Origin of the sequence: Pseudoalteromonas ulvae UL12, assembly GCF_014925405.1 — a bacterium.
GTDB classification, from domain to species: Bacteria; Pseudomonadota; Gammaproteobacteria; order Enterobacterales; family Alteromonadaceae; genus Pseudoalteromonas; species Pseudoalteromonas ulvae.
In genome coordinates, this window is the sequence record NZ_AQHJ01000035.1 from 724,507 (window position 1) to 740,724 (window position 16,218).

17 protein-coding genes are annotated in these 16,218 nt (G+C 40.0%); 7 read left to right on the forward strand and 10 right to left on the reverse strand.

Translation table 11 applies throughout. The features are described 5' to 3' along the window. Positions 1-31 precede the first annotated feature (31 nt). The 3 genes from glgC (at position 32) to PULV_RS21255 (ending at position 3,779) form a co-directional block, all read left to right on the forward strand. Positions 32-1,351 (forward strand): glucose-1-phosphate adenylyltransferase, encoded by a 1,320-nt coding sequence (gene glgC, locus PULV_RS21245; RefSeq protein WP_193332604.1) that lies wholly within the window; start codon positions 32-34, stop codon positions 1,349-1,351. Between the two features lie 22 nt (positions 1,352-1,373). Beyond that, positions 1,374-2,918, forward strand: coding sequence for a glycogen synthase (locus PULV_RS21250; protein WP_193332605.1), 1,545 nt, complete (start codon positions 1,374-1,376; stop codon positions 2,916-2,918). 108 nt (positions 2,919-3,026) lie between these two features. Continuing rightward, on the forward strand, positions 3,027-3,779 hold the full coding sequence (locus tag PULV_RS21255; RefSeq protein WP_193332606.1) for a trypsin-like serine protease: 753 nt from the start codon (positions 3,027-3,029) through the stop codon (positions 3,777-3,779). 216 nt (positions 3,780-3,995) lie between these two features. On the opposite strand, the gene PULV_RS21260 is transcribed toward PULV_RS21255, so the two are convergent. Together PULV_RS21260 and PULV_RS21265 are read right to left on the reverse strand one after the other, a co-directional pair. After that, positions 3,996-5,441: a hypothetical protein gene (locus PULV_RS21260; protein ID WP_193332607.1), complete on the reverse strand. Its 1,446-nt coding sequence runs from the start codon at positions 5,439-5,441 to the stop codon at positions 3,996-3,998. Between the two features lie 81 nt (positions 5,442-5,522). Beyond that, positions 5,523-6,107 carry a TetR/AcrR family transcriptional regulator gene (locus PULV_RS21265; RefSeq protein WP_086743472.1) on the reverse strand — a complete coding sequence of 195 codons (585 nt, stop codon included), beginning with the start codon at positions 6,105-6,107 and terminating at the stop codon, positions 5,523-5,525. 122 nt (positions 6,108-6,229) lie between these two features. On the opposite strand from PULV_RS21265, the gene PULV_RS21270 reads away from it, so the two are divergent. Beyond that, positions 6,230-7,273 (forward strand): alkene reductase, encoded by a 1,044-nt coding sequence (locus tag PULV_RS21270; protein ID WP_193332608.1) that lies wholly within the window; start codon positions 6,230-6,232, stop codon positions 7,271-7,273. Positions 7,274-7,314: 41 nt separating this feature from the next. Here PULV_RS21270 and PULV_RS21275 read toward each other — a convergent pair whose 3' ends face one another. Then, a complete protein-coding gene (locus PULV_RS21275; protein WP_193332609.1) occupies positions 7,315-8,184 on the reverse strand; it encodes a hypothetical protein in 870 nt (289 codons plus the stop codon). Between the two features lie 107 nt (positions 8,185-8,291). Between PULV_RS21275 and PULV_RS21280 the strand changes: the two genes are divergently transcribed. Then, positions 8,292-9,188, forward strand: coding sequence for a response regulator (locus tag PULV_RS21280; protein ID WP_086743469.1), 897 nt, complete (start codon positions 8,292-8,294; stop codon positions 9,186-9,188). Positions 9,189-9,212: 24 nt separating this feature from the next. Here PULV_RS21280 and PULV_RS21285 read toward each other — a convergent pair whose 3' ends face one another. Continuing rightward, positions 9,213-10,055 (reverse strand): HDOD domain-containing protein, encoded by an 843-nt coding sequence (locus PULV_RS21285; protein ID WP_086743468.1) that lies wholly within the window; start codon positions 10,053-10,055, stop codon positions 9,213-9,215. A gap of 203 nt (positions 10,056-10,258) precedes the next feature. Here PULV_RS21285 and rluF point away from each other — a divergent pair, with 203 nt between their 5' ends. Next, complete coding sequence (rluF, locus tag PULV_RS21290) at positions 10,259-11,134, forward strand: 23S rRNA pseudouridine(2604) synthase RluF (protein ID WP_086743467.1); 876 nt, start codon at positions 10,259-10,261, stop codon at positions 11,132-11,134. A 45-nt stretch (positions 11,135-11,179) separates the two neighbouring features. Then, entirely contained in the window at positions 11,180-11,425 is a 246-nt protein-coding gene (locus tag PULV_RS21295; protein WP_086743466.1) for a DUF2164 domain-containing protein, read from the forward strand. Positions 11,426-11,455: 30 nt separating this feature from the next. Here PULV_RS21295 and PULV_RS21300 read toward each other — a convergent pair whose 3' ends face one another. The 6 genes from PULV_RS21300 to PULV_RS21325 are packed head-to-tail and all read right to left on the reverse strand — an operon-like array spanning position 11,456 to position 16,218. Continuing rightward, on the reverse strand, positions 11,456-11,980 hold the full coding sequence (locus PULV_RS21300) for a DUF3833 domain-containing protein (protein ID WP_086743465.1): 525 nt from the start codon (positions 11,978-11,980) through the stop codon (positions 11,456-11,458). Further along, positions 11,977-12,471 (reverse strand): chalcone isomerase family protein, encoded by a 495-nt coding sequence (locus PULV_RS21305; RefSeq protein WP_193332610.1) that lies wholly within the window; start codon positions 12,469-12,471, stop codon positions 11,977-11,979. The genes PULV_RS21300 and PULV_RS21305 overlap by 4 nt, the downstream gene beginning before the upstream one ends. Continuing rightward, a complete protein-coding gene (locus PULV_RS21310) occupies positions 12,462-12,983 on the reverse strand; it encodes a DUF2878 domain-containing protein (RefSeq protein WP_086743463.1) in 522 nt (173 codons plus the stop codon). The genes PULV_RS21305 and PULV_RS21310 overlap by 10 nt, the downstream gene beginning before the upstream one ends. Beyond that, positions 12,961-14,223, reverse strand: a complete 1,263-nt coding sequence (locus tag PULV_RS21315) for an SAM-dependent methyltransferase (RefSeq protein WP_193332611.1) — start codon at positions 14,221-14,223, stop codon at positions 12,961-12,963. Before PULV_RS21315 ends, PULV_RS21310 begins: the two co-directional genes overlap by 23 nt. Before the next feature lie 7 nt (positions 14,224-14,230). After that, positions 14,231-14,968, reverse strand: coding sequence for a DUF1365 domain-containing protein (locus PULV_RS21320; protein WP_086743461.1), 738 nt, complete (start codon positions 14,966-14,968; stop codon positions 14,231-14,233). Further along, positions 14,965-16,218, reverse strand: a complete 1,254-nt coding sequence (locus PULV_RS21325) for an NAD(P)/FAD-dependent oxidoreductase (protein ID WP_193332612.1) — start codon at positions 16,216-16,218, stop codon at positions 14,965-14,967. The genes PULV_RS21320 and PULV_RS21325 overlap by 4 nt, the downstream gene beginning before the upstream one ends.

A 16,218-nucleotide genomic window follows, 5' to 3' on the forward strand; every position in this document is an offset into this window, starting at 1 on the left:
TCACTGCACTACCACTTATGGAGAAGTTTTTATGCCTAGTTATGCAAATCGTTATATTAGTAATTTAACGCGTGAAACCTATGCGTTAATTTTGGCCGGTGGACGCGGTTCTCGCTTACATGAGCTAACCGACTGGCGCGCTAAACCCGCGGTGTATTTTGGGGGGAAATTCAGAATTATCGATTTTCCACTTTCTAACTGTATTAATTCTGGGATCCGTCGTGTCGGGATCGCAACACAATATAAATCACACTCATTAATTCGCCATGTCAATCGTGCATGGGGACATTTTAAAAAAGAGCTCGGTGAATCGGTCGAGATTTTACCTGCATCTCAACGTTATGGTGATGAGTGGTATTGTGGTACAGCCGATGCGGTGTTCCAAAATATGGATATTATCCGGCATGAGCTCCCTAAATATGTGATGATTTTATCAGGGGATCATGTGTATCGTATGGATTATGGTGCGCTGCTTGCCAAGCATGTAGAAACAGGCGCGGACATGACAGTTTGTTGCATTGAAGTGCCGCGTGAAGAAGCTGCGGGTACCTTTGGGGTGATGACAGTTGATGGCGACAACCGTGTCAAACGCTTTGATGAAAAACCTCAAGAGCCTTCGGCTATTCCAGGTAAACCGGATCAGTGTTTAGCCTCAATGGGCAATTATGTATTTAATACTGAGTTTTTGTTTGAGCAGCTAAAAAATGATGCCGAGCGTGAAGGATCTGGGCGTGATTTTGGTCATGACATCATTCCTGCCATCATTGAAGAGCACAATGTATTTGCATTTCCCTTTAGTGATCCCAGCCAGCATGGACAGCCTTATTGGCGTGATGTTGGGACATTGGACTCTTTTTGGGAAGCGAATATGGAATTAGTGACACCAGAGCCGCAATTGGATTTATACGATGCATCTTGGCCTATTTGGACCTATCAAGAGCAACTTGCTCCGGCAAAATTTGTGTTTGATAACGATGAGCGACGTGGCATGGCTGTTGACTCTACGGTGTCAGGTGGGTGTATTATTTCTGGTTCTACGGTGCGAAAATCATTATTATTTTCAAAGGTTCATGTTCATTCGTACTGCACAATTGAAGAAGCTGTGTTATTGCCAGGAGTGATTGTAGGCAGAAACAGTCGTATTCGCCGTGCGATTATTGACCGTAGTTGCGAAATACCTGCCGATATGTGCATTGGCTATGATGTTGAGCAAGATATCGCCAATGGTTTTAGAGTCTCTAAAAAAGGGATCGTGCTGGTAACACGTGATATGTTGTCGGCTTTAGCGACTAAACAAAAACAAGCTGAGCAATATCAAGTGTCAGAACATAAGCAAGCAGAAGTAATTTAACGTAAAAGGAAGTCGTAACGTAATGCAGATATTAATGATAGCGTCTGAAAATGACGCTATTAAGGGCGCAAAAGTAGGCGGGGTTGCTGATGTTGTTCGTGATGCACCTCGTGCGTTAGTCAAACAAGGTCTACAAGTAAGCGTGGTGATCCCTGATTACAATTATTTTAGTGATCACTACCCAATCATTTTAAGCCAAACGTTTAACGTGCCATTTCAAGGGCGTCTAGAACAGGTGGTGTTGAACAAGCTTGATGTTGATGATTTCGGTGTAACCCAGTACGTGCTCTGCCATCCGTTGTTTAATCAAGGAGGAGGTGTTTACCTCAATGACAATGATAATCGCCCTTTTGCGCGCGATGCCAGTAAATATGCGTTGTTTAATGCCGCTGTTGCTGAGGCTTTAAAGTTAGGTCAGTTGGCAATCCCAGATGTGTTGCATTTGCATGATTGGCACAGTGCGGTGACGAGCGTATTGATACGTTTTAGCGAACGTTATCAAAGTCTTCAGCATATTAAACAAGTCTTTACTGTTCATAATATTGCTTTGCAAGGCATTCGACCTTTTGCTCATGATGACTCATCCCTTGAAACGTGGTTTCCATCTCTGAGTTACGATGGCCAAGTTATTTGCGATCCCCGTTATCAACATTGTTTTAATCCGATGCGGGCTGCAATTAACTTAGCCGATAAAGTACATGTTGTATCCGATACCTATGCCAAAGAAATCTTGCAGCCGAGTAACCACCAACAAGGTTATTTTGGTGGCGAAGGTTTAGAAAGTGATTTAAACGAGGCTGAACATCAAGGTCGTTTAATTGGGATTATTAATGGATGCGAATATGATTTACCGGCTGCTGATAAAACTGAGTTAGTTTCGTTTTTAATTGATGCTCAGCAACATGTTTTGCGCTGGTTGAGCCGCGACGCTCAGCTAAAAACAGTACATTACTTGGCCAATGAGCTTATCAAACAATGGCTTGAAGCGGGTACTCAAGTGGGCCCATTAGTGACATCAATCGGGCGGTTAACCGATCAAAAGGTGTTGTTATTACGACAACGCACCCATGGTCATTCTGTAATGGATGAACTACTTGATGATTTAGCTGACGTTAATGGTCGGATGATTATTTTGGGAAGTGGTGACAGCCAGATTGAAAATGAATTTATGCGATTAATGGGTCAACACACTAATATCGTGTTCCTGAATGGTTATGGTCAATCGTTAAGCGATAGCTTATACCCAATCGGCGATTTATTTTTGATGCCTAGTTCGTTTGAACCGTGTGGGATCAGCCAAATGCTAGCCCTTCGAGCGGGACAGCCTTGTTTAGTCAATGGTGTCGGCGGGCTCAAAGATACCATTACACATATGGAAAATGGCTTTGTATTTAATGGTGATTCATTAGGTGCCCAAACTGCGCAGCTCAAAGCAGTATTTAATCTCGCCTTAACAACTTTTTCAGAACAGCCTAATAAGTGGCAACAGATGGTTGAAAAAGCTAAAGCCACACGTTTTAGTTGGTTTGACAGTGCCAATGACTATATAAACCGTCTTTACAAGTAAATATCAGGCTCAACATATCCGTTGAGCCTTCTTTTCGTCGTATATCGCTTTTATTGAAAGCGTTCCTTGTTATGCTCAGTATTCATTGATCTACATTTTTGGTTTGTTATGAATAAATTAAGTTTTTTTTTATTACTCTTTGTTGGTTATACATCGGCTGCGACTTCGGTATTGGTGCCATCAAACGATCAATTAAGCAATAATTACATTGAACAGGCATTGGTGCGTTTAGCGCAAAAAAATGTAGTGGGCGTATTAATTGAGGAGCAATGGGTAGTCACAACGGCGAGCATGGCACAATGTTTAACACCCCAATCGGCTTTGACTCTCAATCAACAAACCATGAATATTAAGCAGATATATTTAGAGCCTGATTTTCAGCATAAACGCGGTCATGACATTGCTCTAATTGAATTAACCGAAAAAAATAAAACGCAAACCCCCGTGATTCTTCAGCAGCGTAAAAAAGAGCACGCTCTTATCACCTACCTTTATGCAGGGCACACTGACACGCAATCAAGCAACAATAATCACTACTACCAACTGGATCAACCCCTGTTAATTGATGGGGGGTTATTGACAATCCACAATGACCAATCCCTTGTATTTAAGAGTTTAACTGACTCAAACGCACTGCGATTATTATTTACTGATGATCCAAAAGGTGCACGGTTAGTTGGACTCACCAACACACAATTAAGCGCTGATGAACATCAATCCTTTACACGGATTGCTCATTACCACTCTTGGCTTAACCAAGTTATGTTAGGCTCAGTGTCTTATCGGGCAATTATTGCCAGTGAGCTTTTTGCTGGCTCAAAAAGTTTGTTGCCTGCTATGGACCACTGTGATTTTGATTAATGTGGATGCATATAAATTAAATGCTGGATAATAAAGCTCGTGTCAGTGGCTAGTTTCACGATGGCAGAGTTAAAGAATTTCAATGGGTAGGCAATAAGTATCAATGCGGATGGCATTATTATCTGGGTTAACCATTGAATAGCCCAAGGCAAGTTCTGCTGCTGGGCTAGAGGTGGACTGAAATCATCACCGAGACTTGCTTGGGAGGGAACAGTCCTACAGGACTGTTTTATTCCATAAATTCTGGTGCTTAGCATAACTGAAATATTCATGAGGTTGCCAACACTGCGGCACAAGTTCCATTTCTTCTTGGCGTTGCTCAAAGTTAGACCAAAGCTGACTTAATATTTCTTTTAATCGCTGCGGTGATATTTTTTCTAGTTTTTTTCTGTTGGCTGGATAATAGAGATTTTGTGTCGCTGGCACGGCAGTATCATCCCCAGATGAAATAAAAGTAAGATTACGTGTCACAATTCGGCAAATAGGAACGTGGGGATCCTCAGGATATAAGCGATTAACAATCGCATACTCATATCTTGGCAAATCGTAACCAGTATCATCTTTGGGAATATACGTGATCCCAAAACCTTGCGGATAGATACCTGTAATTTTCAATAATGTATTAACGGCTATTTGACTGTGGCTGCCATGCTCCACCCCTTTATCGAGTATTAAAAAAGCTTTAGGCACTGTGGTATAAGCAAAGTTGAGTTTACTCGACATAACAATAGATGTGTAAACTTGAGGGATTTTAATCACATTACCAATCCCTTGTTGCGGGTTGACCGCCTTTAAGAGTAAATCTTTGATAAAAATGATTTTCTGTTGCTCTAATTCATCAAACTCTGCTTTTTCTGCTTTAGAGTTCCCTATGTATTGATCGGCGCCAAGTCCTTCAATTAAATAATTGATGGTTTGTTGATAATTTATTTTTAGCAGGGCGATACGTTCTTCATTGTCAAGCGCGCGTAACTCATCAAGCTTGCCTTCTGGTCCTTTTAAAATGGTGATGGATTCAGGATGAAAATTACCCACATCAAGTAATAAAGAGACCATGACTAAGGGTATTTGGATACACTCTTTAAATTGATTGCTGCCTTGTTCTAATGAGTGTTGGTAGCATTCCAGTACAAACTTGTTTTTGATAAACCCTTCAGCCAGTAATTGATCAAACAGCTTTAAACTCAGCACAGCTCGATAAAGGTGCTTACTGAGGTGGTTATATCGGACTGCCTGTTTTCGTTGTGTTGGGACTAAAAGTAATTGCGCACCTAAACATTTTGCAAAGCGTGTATTGGTATCTGATAACGAATCACCATAGCATAAATCGATAATATTCAATGCGACCTGTTTTAGCTGCGCTAAGCGTTGTAGTCGTGCTTCACTTTGAATCTTTTGCTGCTTTTTGAGTGCTTGTTTGGCCTGTTTTATTGCCGTTTCGGCATTTTTTGTGGTTTTCGCCGCTTGCTCTTTTTTACTCAGTGCCTCATTCAACGCTTGATGGCGTTGGTGAAGTTGGTCTGAGGCGTCTTCTTGAGTGTTGAAATAATTAATAGCTTGATGATAAATAGAATCTTCAAGTGTGCTGTTATTGTGAATTGCAGTTATGATTTGCTTCAGTGTTTTTATGTAACTTGATTCATTAAACGCGTTATTTGCCATGTTGAACTTGCCTTATTTCCATTACAGTCAAGCATAGACCAAGCTTCGTTGTCTCTCTACAGAGGATTGTGGGGTAACTCATCAACGCTGGCAGACACAGGCCAATAATTGTTGTGCAAGCCTAGCAAGCACCTCTGGATCAGGGTGACTTTGTGAATAGGTACGAAGCCCATAAATGCCCATCGCAAAAAATTGCGCCAATTCTTGCGCAGATTTATCAGAAGTGATTTCTTTATTATCTATTGCTTGTGAAAACTGAGCTGTTAAGGCTTGTTGATAAATCTCAATATTATCGGTGAGAACAGACATGATAGTCGGATCGTGACCGGATACTTCGCTCAGTGTTTTTGATAATAAACACACTTTGGACGTATCACACCGAGTGCATTGCTCAACAATGTGATGCAAATAGGCTGACAAGTTGTCAATAACGGTGGCAGTGTTGGTAAAAAAACTTAAAAACTCTTCATTCTTATCCTGTTGGTACTGAGCAATGGCTTGTAAAAGCAGCCCTTGTTTATTACCAAATGCGCAGTAAATCGAACCAGGGTGGAGTCCGGTTGCCTGCGTGAGCTTTTGCATACTCGTTTTAGCATAGCCATATTCCATAAAGGTATTCATGGCATGTCTTAATACAGCTTGTTTATCAAATTCGGCATTACGCATCAGTGGATCTCTTATGTTAGCAGTGTGACTATACCTCAAATTGAATAAACGTTCAAAAAAGTACTTGAATGATCATTCAATAATAAGTATCTTGAATGAACATTCAAAATAGGACAGTCAACATGCAAGATATTTTATTTACTCCTTTTACCCTAAGCTCAGGTCTAACACTCAAAAATCGCATTCTGATGGCACCTTTAACACGTTGTATGGCCGACGATAACTTAGTGCCAACACAAGCGATGGCCGATTATTACCAAAAACGAGCTGGTACAGGTTTGATTATCTCTGAGGCAATTATTATCCGTCCTGATGGACAAGGTTACCCAAATACACCGGGCTTGTTTACATCGAAGCAAATACAAGGCTGGCGCAAGGTCACTGAGGCAGTCCATAACAATGGTGGTAAAATTTTTGCGCAGTTGTGGCATGTTGGACGAGTTGCTCATCCCCATTTTTTTGGGGGAGGGGATGTGTTAGCACCTTCTGCGATTGGCATTGAAGGATCAGTACCAAGAATGCGAGAGCTGACTTATCAAACACCTAAAGCTGTGACCCAGAGTGACATTGATTCTCTTATCTATGATTATGCTAAAGCCGCAGAAAATGCTATTGAAGCTGGCTTTGACGGTGTAGAGCTGCATGGCGCCAATGGCTATTTGATAGACCAATTTTTGCATTACTCGAGTAATCATCGAACTGATGAGTATGGACAAACGCCAAGTAACATGTCGCGATTCCCATTAGCGGTTGTTGATGCTGTGATCACGGCAATTGGTGCCGAACGGACTGCTATCAGAGTCTCCCCTGGTGCATACTTTAATATGGAAGCAGATGCTCGGGATCGCAATGTATTTGATTATCTGCTTGCACAGTTATCAATACGAAATTTGGCTTATTTACACGGTGGCATTTTTGATGACGCGATGGAGTTTGATTATTTAGGCGGGCGTATTTCTCGTTATTTACGTGACAATTACACCGGTGCGTTAGTCGGTGTCGGTGGATTTACCCCCCAATCTGCTGCCGCTGCAATTGGAAACAATGACTTTGATTTAGTGGCCATTGGCCGTCCATTAATCGCAAACCCTGATTATGTTGAACGTGTAAAGCAGCAACAAGAGCTGACACCATATAGTGAAGAAATGTTAGCTGCATTGATTTAATCTATCGGGACTTCGCGGGTAATTAACACTAAGTTGCCCGCTTAACTTCTTAGTTTATCAAGTTCAGTGACGGCTTCGATAAATTTACTTTCTAAAAATTGTTTTTCTGTTTCAATTTGAGTCGCTTTGTCTTGTGCTGCTCTGACTTGTTGCTCTAATTGAATGATTTTTTCATCAAGTTTTGCTGTGCTTTCAACATTGTTAACATTAGAAAGTTGTTGATTCTTTTGACGTAAATAATTGAGCTCTTTGCTTTGTTTGGCAAGTTTTGCTTTATAATCACTGGCTAATTCCACCAACTGCGTTTGTTGACTTGAATAACGATTGATTTGTTTTTCGAGTTGCAATTTTTCTTCATCGTTCTCTATTTGTGCGACAAGCTGATCGTTTTCGCTCATAAATTGTTTGTTTTCTCGTTGCAACGCTTCGACAGCATCATATTGCTGATAGAGTTTGGTTTTAGTATGTTCTAAGCGCTTTTTACTGCTGATTAATTCACCTTTTAATTTTTTTATCAGTGCATTTGAACGATCGAGTTCTTTTTCGAGTTTTACGATTTTCTCTTCATCCTCTTTATTGTTATTCACCGATTGACTTTGGTGTAAGTCTCTTAGTTGCGCTTCAAGAATTTCATGGACATTGGTCAATTGATTGAGCGTCTCTGTGTGGCTATTAACAGAATCAAGGGCTTCATTCACTGATTGTTGGCATAACGCAATCTGTTGGTTATTTTCAGGAAACTGACCCGTTAGGCGATTTACAGCACTGGTGACAAAGCGAAATTCTCTAAACATGAATAATAATATCAAAAACCAACCACTCATTATGAGGAGGCCTAAATCGAATGCTAAAATCTCGAGTACTTTATCTGGTAGCATAGTTTCTCCGCGCTTAATATCTGAAACGGTCATAATTAACTGTTTGTACTGAACTTTAGTTTAGCTGGATTACAAAATAGTGCCTATAATCATAAATCAGTACAATTTATGTCGCTGATCCTGGTAGGAGTAGGTGTTAAGTGAAAATTCTGATCGTTGATGACAGTGTTGCCATGCAAGCCATTGTTCGCCGAGGGCTTGAACAGTTCGGTTATAAACAACTCAAAATAAAACAAGCGAATGATGGTATCGAAGCACTGGAATCCATTGGTCAATGGCAGCCCGATATTGTGTTAAGTGATTGGCATATGCCAAATATGTCTGGTTTAGAGTTGTTAATTGAAGTCAAAAAGCGTGAATTACCAATCAAAATAGGCATTGTGACAACGGTTTGTGATGAAGAGCGCATTGAACTGGCTTTAGAGCAAGGGGCCAGTTTTGTATTAAGTAAACCATTTGAAGATGCGGCGTTACATAAAGCCTTATTACCTTTGATGCAAGGTGCATTTGAAACTGAAGAAATCCTCAATACACAAACCAGTAAAAGCAGCGCCTTAGTGTTACCAAAACTCTCACAGTTAGAAAAAGTGTTACATCGCTTTTTACATGAAGAAATTAGTTTAACTGAACTGCCGGTTCAAAAATTCAGTCATGAGAAAGTACCTGCTTTATTAGCCTTATTTGAAGATCTCGAAACCCAAAAAGTGCGCGCTGTTGCTATCTTAGATATTCGCGCTACCTGTTTATTCGGTGGGCTAAAAAATGAATTATCGGCTCAAAAGATAGATCACTACTTAACAAATAAAATGATCAGTAAGCATATATTAGATGGTTGTGAACAAGTGATGCACAGTAGTGCTTTTGCCTTTTTAGATCGCAAAACAAGGAAAAATTTACGTTTAAAGTGTGTCAGTTTTGTGCCTAAATCGTTTGCAAAACTTGAGATTTTATACGCAAAGCCTAAATCAGAACGTATCGATATTCTTTGTGATATGCCCGGGTACCAATCTGGCATTATGACGATTGTCAGTTCTTAGTTTTTAAATTAACCTTCATTTTGGTCAATTTAAAAACTCTTCAGTGTCTTCTTTTATATCTAAGTAGTCACTTTCATCTAACTCTAGAGTCTTTAATACTGCCTCTTTTACAAATGGCCAATCTGGTGAAGCAACAAATCGTTTTTGGATATGAACCAGATTTTCGGCCATTTTTAAGGTTGCGAACGTGAGCTCGTTTATGCTCTGACAATTGCCAGTAAGGTATGAGTGATCATGGTGTCGCAGGATTATTTGGCAGATATCTGTAGGTAAATTCCACGAAGTTGCTAAATAATAACCGATAACCGCATGGTTTGTTTGATAGGTATTCTCTTCTCTTTCTATTAAAGAAGTATGATAGTCCCGATTTGATGCTACTAAAATATGAATGTAATCGGGGTATTTAAGGGCCATAGCAGGGATCCCAGCGTCATGAAATAAGCCCACTAAATGTAAATTCTCAATCGGGACCCGTGACTTTATTTTTTTACCGATCACAGTTGCGATATGTGCAATTTCAGTGGCACTGTCCCAAAAGCGTTCTAATGATATACAGCATTGTGACTGGTTAAACGCTTGTTTGATTAAAAATCCTGTCACTAAATGATTGATGCTATCAAGTCCTAAGAACATGACCGCTTGTTTAATATCTGTAACGGTTCGAGCTAAGCCATAAAAAGGTGAATTAATGACTTTAATGACCGCAGCAGCAATTGCTACGTCACCGTTAACGATATCAGCAATATGATTAAGATTTGGCTCTTGTTCCGAAATCGCCTGTTGTAACTGGGTTAATAACTCAGGTTTAGGCGGTAGGTTGAATCCTTTTTTTAAATCTGACAGTACATTCTCGTCTATATCAAACATAATTACCTTTTAGTCGGGATTTGTGATTACTATTTATATAGGTTAGTGATGAATACTCGTTTTAGCACATAAATATCTGAGTTGTTTTGATTTAAAAGTGATTTAGTAGAGATTTATTGGAATTATTTGGACGCATATAAAGCCTTTTAGGCAAGGCTCGTTTACAATAGCGTGGTTTTTTATCCTAGTAATGAGAGTGCATCATGAGTCAAACGACCCGCTTAAATAAATTTATCAGTGATACTGGTTTTTGTTCTCGTCGTGAAGCTGATAAATATATAGAAGAAGGGCGTGTGACGGTCAATGGCATCAAGCCAGAAATGGGCACTAAAGTGACTGCTGATGATACGGTTATGATTGATGGCCGACCTCTTAACAATAAACCGAAATTTGTCTTTATTGCCTATAACAAGCCTGTTGGAATAACGTGTACAACAGAGCGAAAAATTCAAAGTAATATTATTCGTGCGGTCAATCACTCAGAAAGAATTTTTCCGATTGGCCGATTAGATCGCCCATCTGAAGGTTTGATTTTTTTAACCAATGAAGGGGATATGGTTAATAAAATTCTAAGAGCCGGAAATAACCATGAAAAAGAGTATGTTGTCCAAGTTGATAAACCAATCAATAGCCAGTTTATCAAGAAAATGGCGGGTGGTATTCCAATTTTAGGCACAGTTACGAAACGTTGTAAGGTCAAACAAACGGGTGAGCGCCAATTTAGTATTATCTTGACCCAAGGTCTTAATCGTCAGATCAGACGGATGTGTGAGTTTCTTGGTTATGAAGTGGTGACATTACAACGCACTCGTATTATGAATATCACTTTGAAAGGTCTTCGTCCTGGTCAATGGCGAGATTTAACCGATAAAGAAATGGCCTTGATCAATGACGCAATAGAAGATTCGGGTAAAACAGAAGAACGTTCAGTCGATCCAAATAAACGCACAGATTTTAAAAAATCAACTAAGCCTCTGCAATCTGAGGCACCTGAAACGAAACATAGGTCCGCTAAGCTAGATAAAAGTCAGGTCATCCGCGAGCCCAAAAAAGGCACTTTGACCTTAAAACGCAAATAAGAGCTGAACAATTTTACAAATCGCTTATTCCAGGGAGGTGCTCGTATGGCGAAAATAACACTGAGTGAAGATAAAAAATTACAACTGATTGATAAAATTCAAAAATATTTTGAACGAGAGCTTGATTATGACTTAGGCCAATTTGATGCTGATTTTTTACTCGACTTCATCAGTCAAGAGTTTGGTGCGGTTTATTACAACCAAGGCTTACATGATGCGCGGACTATCATAGAGCAGAAAATTGAGCTTATTGGTGAATCTATTTATGAGATTGAGCAACCTGAAACCTAACGCGCTTGTTACTCAATCATTCATTATGAATTATCTCTTTTCGATGTAAAGAATGACTTCACCGACTTTAAAACCGAACTTCGTCAGTTCAGTTTTATTAAACAGACGGTGTTCATCAATGAGATACATCCAATCATCGAGGGTGATTTGATATTCAGTGCCATCTACAGGTATCAGTAAATCATAACGCCAATACAAAGCTGAACCTGATGTTTGGCCTGAAGCAGTTCCAACGACATCGTTTGCAGTACCTTTGTATTGGCCATTGCCTAGCGCTTCGAGTTGCCAAATACGGGTCGTTTTTTCGCCGTCATCAAAAGTGAACCATTCTTTTATTTCGCCTTTATTTCCCTTCCAGCTTGCTTTTAGGTCCACTTCAAATCGACGGATCATGGTGCCGCTACGATCTAGCACTATCCCGTAAGCAACTAAATCACCGTCAAAAAATGCTTCTAAGCTTAGATTTGGTGAGGTAGTTCGGTAATCCGACAGGGTTTGACTACTACAGCCACTGAGGAACACTATAATTACAAAAAAGCGAATGAAACGAGTCATAATGTCGCTCCTAGTAGTTGTCTACGTAAATCAGGTCGAGTTGTGTTATCTGATAGCCAAATTGCCATAAAGGCCGGTCCAAAATCAGCGTCATTGACGGTACCAATCAATTTGTCTTGTTGATAAAAATGACTTAAATTGTCTTCGACTCTAATCGTGAGTACATCATTTTTTTTAATGTCTGGCCAAATGGTTTTTAATTGCTGTAACCATATTTTTATATTCGAATGAGTAAGCTCAATTTTTTTCCATTGCTCTTCGGTCGCCTCTATTAAATCATCTCTTTTAATGTCTCTTAAGTAGGTAATCTTAAGTGCCAAAGGACGCTCCTTTTGATTAAATGAAGATGATGCACCATACAATTCTGCTTTGTATAAAGACCAAAACAACACTGACATTTCGCCTTCGCCGATTTTAACCAACGGCTCCGTTGGAGAAGCATAGAGAGGGAAGGTAATTAGCAGGGAAAATAAGCAATAAACTAAACGCATGATGCCTCCTTATTTTCTTTAATCATTTTCATAGTGCTTACCCGACTAAAATTGACGGCCATGGGCAGTAATACGGCCCATGCGATGGCAAATGTAATCAAAAAATAGCTTGTTGCAACAGATGTATCGAATGCTTGGAGCGATAAGGCAGCGTAGTAACTTGCAGGGCCACTTATCGCGCCAATACAAACAAGATAAGGAACAGCTAATTTTTGCATCCACGCAAATGAGTGATTCAGTGAAACAGCAAAGCAACACCACAGTAAAATAAGCCAGGCAGGGATGGCGGTACTGCCAACATTGATAACCTGAGCGTATATTAATCCTTGATCGACTAAGCAACCAATAACAGCAATAGCTAACACTTTTAAATCGGCCAATTTACTTGGACTTATAATAAAATGAGATAAAAGAAGTAAAAGCAGAAATGCAGTTGCTTCGTCAGTAAAGTTGGCACTCAATAGCCAACTTACTTGAAAAAAAATAAAGTTAATAACTAAGAACGGTTTCATCGTGAGCGTCTTTATAACTAGGTTTGCGTGCAACAATATGATGAGTACTAATGACCCGCTCAATAAAGGCACCTTCGCAGTAACATAGGTAATAGTGCCATAAACGTTTAAACTGCTCGTCATAGCCAAATGGCTGGATTTGTTCCCAGTTTTTATCGAACTGTTGGCGCCAATCAAATAAGGTGCGCGCGTAATGTAGGCCAATATCCTCGATATTGTCGATCATCATATTTGTTTGATTAGCAATATGCTCACTCATCACCGCAATGGAAGGTAAACATCCGCCTGGAAAAATATACTTTTGAATAAAGTCGACGCTTTTACGGTATTGATCATAACGTTGATCTGCGATGGTGATTGCTTGAATCAGCATTTTTCCGTTATCTTTTAGAAGAGAATTACACTTACTGAAAAAACTCGGTAAAAATGAATGGCCAACCGCTTCAATCATTTCAATTGAGACTAATTTGTCATACTGACCTTCCAGTAAACGATAATCTTTTTTAAGCAAGGTAATTTTGTCACTTAATCCAAGGTCATTAACTTTTTGTTGTGCGAACTCATATTGAGCATCAGAAATCGTCGTCGTGGTCACTTTGCAGCCATAATGGGTCGCTGCATAAATGGCGAGGCCTCCCCAGCCAGTGCCAATTTCAATTAAATGATCGTCTGATTGCAAATCTAGCTTGTCACAGATTGCAGCTAATTTATTTGTTTGTGCTTGGGCTAATGAATCATCGGGGTGTTTATAAAACGCACACGAATACATCATCGAGTTATCAAGGAAGCGGGTATATAAGTCATTGCCAAGATCATAATGCGCTAAAATGTTCTTTTTTGAACCGCTTTGGGTGTTGGCGTTTTTAAAGTTCAACAGCGCATTTTTTATTTTCGCGACAACGCCGGCTTTTTGTTCGAGTTCATCGAGTTGTTTCTGACTACGAGCAAAGACCCGAACCAAAGACGTTAAATCAGGAGTGGTCCATTTTTTAGCTAAGTAGCCCTCGGCTGCTGCAATACTGCCGCCTTTGATGAAGTCGATATAACAGGTCACATCGTGGATATGCATTTGACCTTTGAGGTTGGCACGTGTGTTACCAAACACATGGCAATTAGCCCCTTCATGGATTTCGATGGCCGCATTGTCTAACTGATTGAGTAATTCAAATACAATCTTACGGCATTTGTTATTAAACCAGCTGATGTTGCTATTGAGTGCAAGTTGTTGTGTTTGTTCCATAGTTACCTCAACGATGTTGATAAGGGACAAAAGGCACACGTTTTAAAAATAACTTGAGTGCTTGCCAATAAATACCGCTCACCACCTTGAGTGTCATGAAAGGCAAACTAAGCCAAGTTCGTACCGATGCTAAACAATCAAATGGTTGCTTGGTTAAGGCCATCGTCGCATCAAATACTTTTGCGTGTGTTTCATCATCTGGGTGATTTTCAATATGAACGTTTAACCGGCTTGTCGGTAAACTCACCACCCACTTGTATTTCATTTGCATTGCCATAAATGGCGATACATGGAATGTTTTGTCAGTTAACTTATCGCTGTTAATGCTAACCAAATAATAGTGACGTTGATTCCAAGGTGTATTGCTGACTTCTGCTAGCATCCAAGTACATGAACCATCAATGTCATAACAATAAAATAAGTTTATTGGGCTGAAATAAAGACCAAGGCTACGGCACTGTGCAATCATTACCACTTTATGCCCATCCCATTGACCACCCAATTGAGTTACTTTGTTAACTATACGTTGCTTTAACTGTCCAGGTTCATTTTTAAGATAATCTTTTTCTCTAAAACGAATCGGGTGATACCAACAAGTGCCAAATAATGGGTGAGCGTCACTTAAAGTGGGCAATTCATCTAAGTCAATAACAAACATAGATAATTGATAGCTAAATTGGTGTGCTGTTGGGCTAAAGCGCCTGTGGCGGATTGGCCCTTTGTACACACCACTGTTCAAGATCATAGCGCGATACCAAATCGTTCGGCCATTTCGACAGCACTGCGAACGCCATCTTCATGAAAACCGTTATGCCAATATGCACCCGTAAAATGAGTGTGATTCCTGCCGCATATTTCAGCACGGCGCTGTTGAGCGCTCAGGCTTTGATGATTAAATACAGGGTGGTGGTAAATAAATTCACCGAGGACTTTACTCGGGTCTATTTCTTCTGATTGATTAAGGGTGACACAAAATGTGTGATCAGCAGTCAGGCCTTGTAAAATATTCATGTTATAAGTCACACAAGCTGGGCGATTAAGATGCTCATTAATCTGATAATTCCAACTTGCCCATGCGAGTTTGCGAACAGGTAATAAGCTTGTATCGGTGTGAAGTGTAACGGTATTTTTACTGTAAGGAATATCGCCTAACACACTTTTTTCAACCTCTGTCGCATCAGCTAACAGCGCGAGAGCTTCGTCAGAATGACAAGCAAACACCACTTCGTCGAATTGGCGTAATGAGCCGTCTTTAAATGCTAACCTGATGCCGTCTTTTTCCCGAGTAACACTGTTAAGCTGGCTATTTAACTCAATGTTATCTTTAAAACGTCGAATCAATGGCGAAATATATTCTCGAGAGCCACCCGGTATCACATACCACTGCGGTCTATCATTGACATTTAATAAGCCATGATTATAAAAAAACTGGACGAAAAACCTGAGTTGAAAGGCTTTCATTTCAACTAAGCTGGTTGACCAAATAGCAGCGCCCATCGGTAAAATATAATTTTGACAAAAATAATCGCTAAATTGGTGTTGTGTCAAAAAGTCGCCAAGAGTGAGTTGGGGGGCAATGTCATTACTGGCGTATAAAGACTTACATTGTTTGTTAAATTTCAGAATTTCATTAATCAGTGACCAAAATTGCGGGCGCAACACATTTCGACGTTGAGCGAATAAGCTGTTGAGATTGTTGCCGTTGTATTCGAGTCCATTGACTGAGTTCATGACACTAAAGCTCATTTCAGTAGGCTGTAACGGCACGTCAAGTTGACTTAAAAGCTTTAAAAAATTCGGATAAGTGCGGTCGTTACAAACAATAAAGCCAGTGTCAATTGCGTACTGTTTGCCCTCTAACTCGATGTCTTTTGTGGCAGTATGACCACCGATATAGTCATTTTTTTCGAAAACGGTTACCTGGTGCTCTTTGCTTAAAAGGTAAGCGCTGGTTAAGCCTGATATTCCGCTGCCGATGATGGCGATATTTTTCAT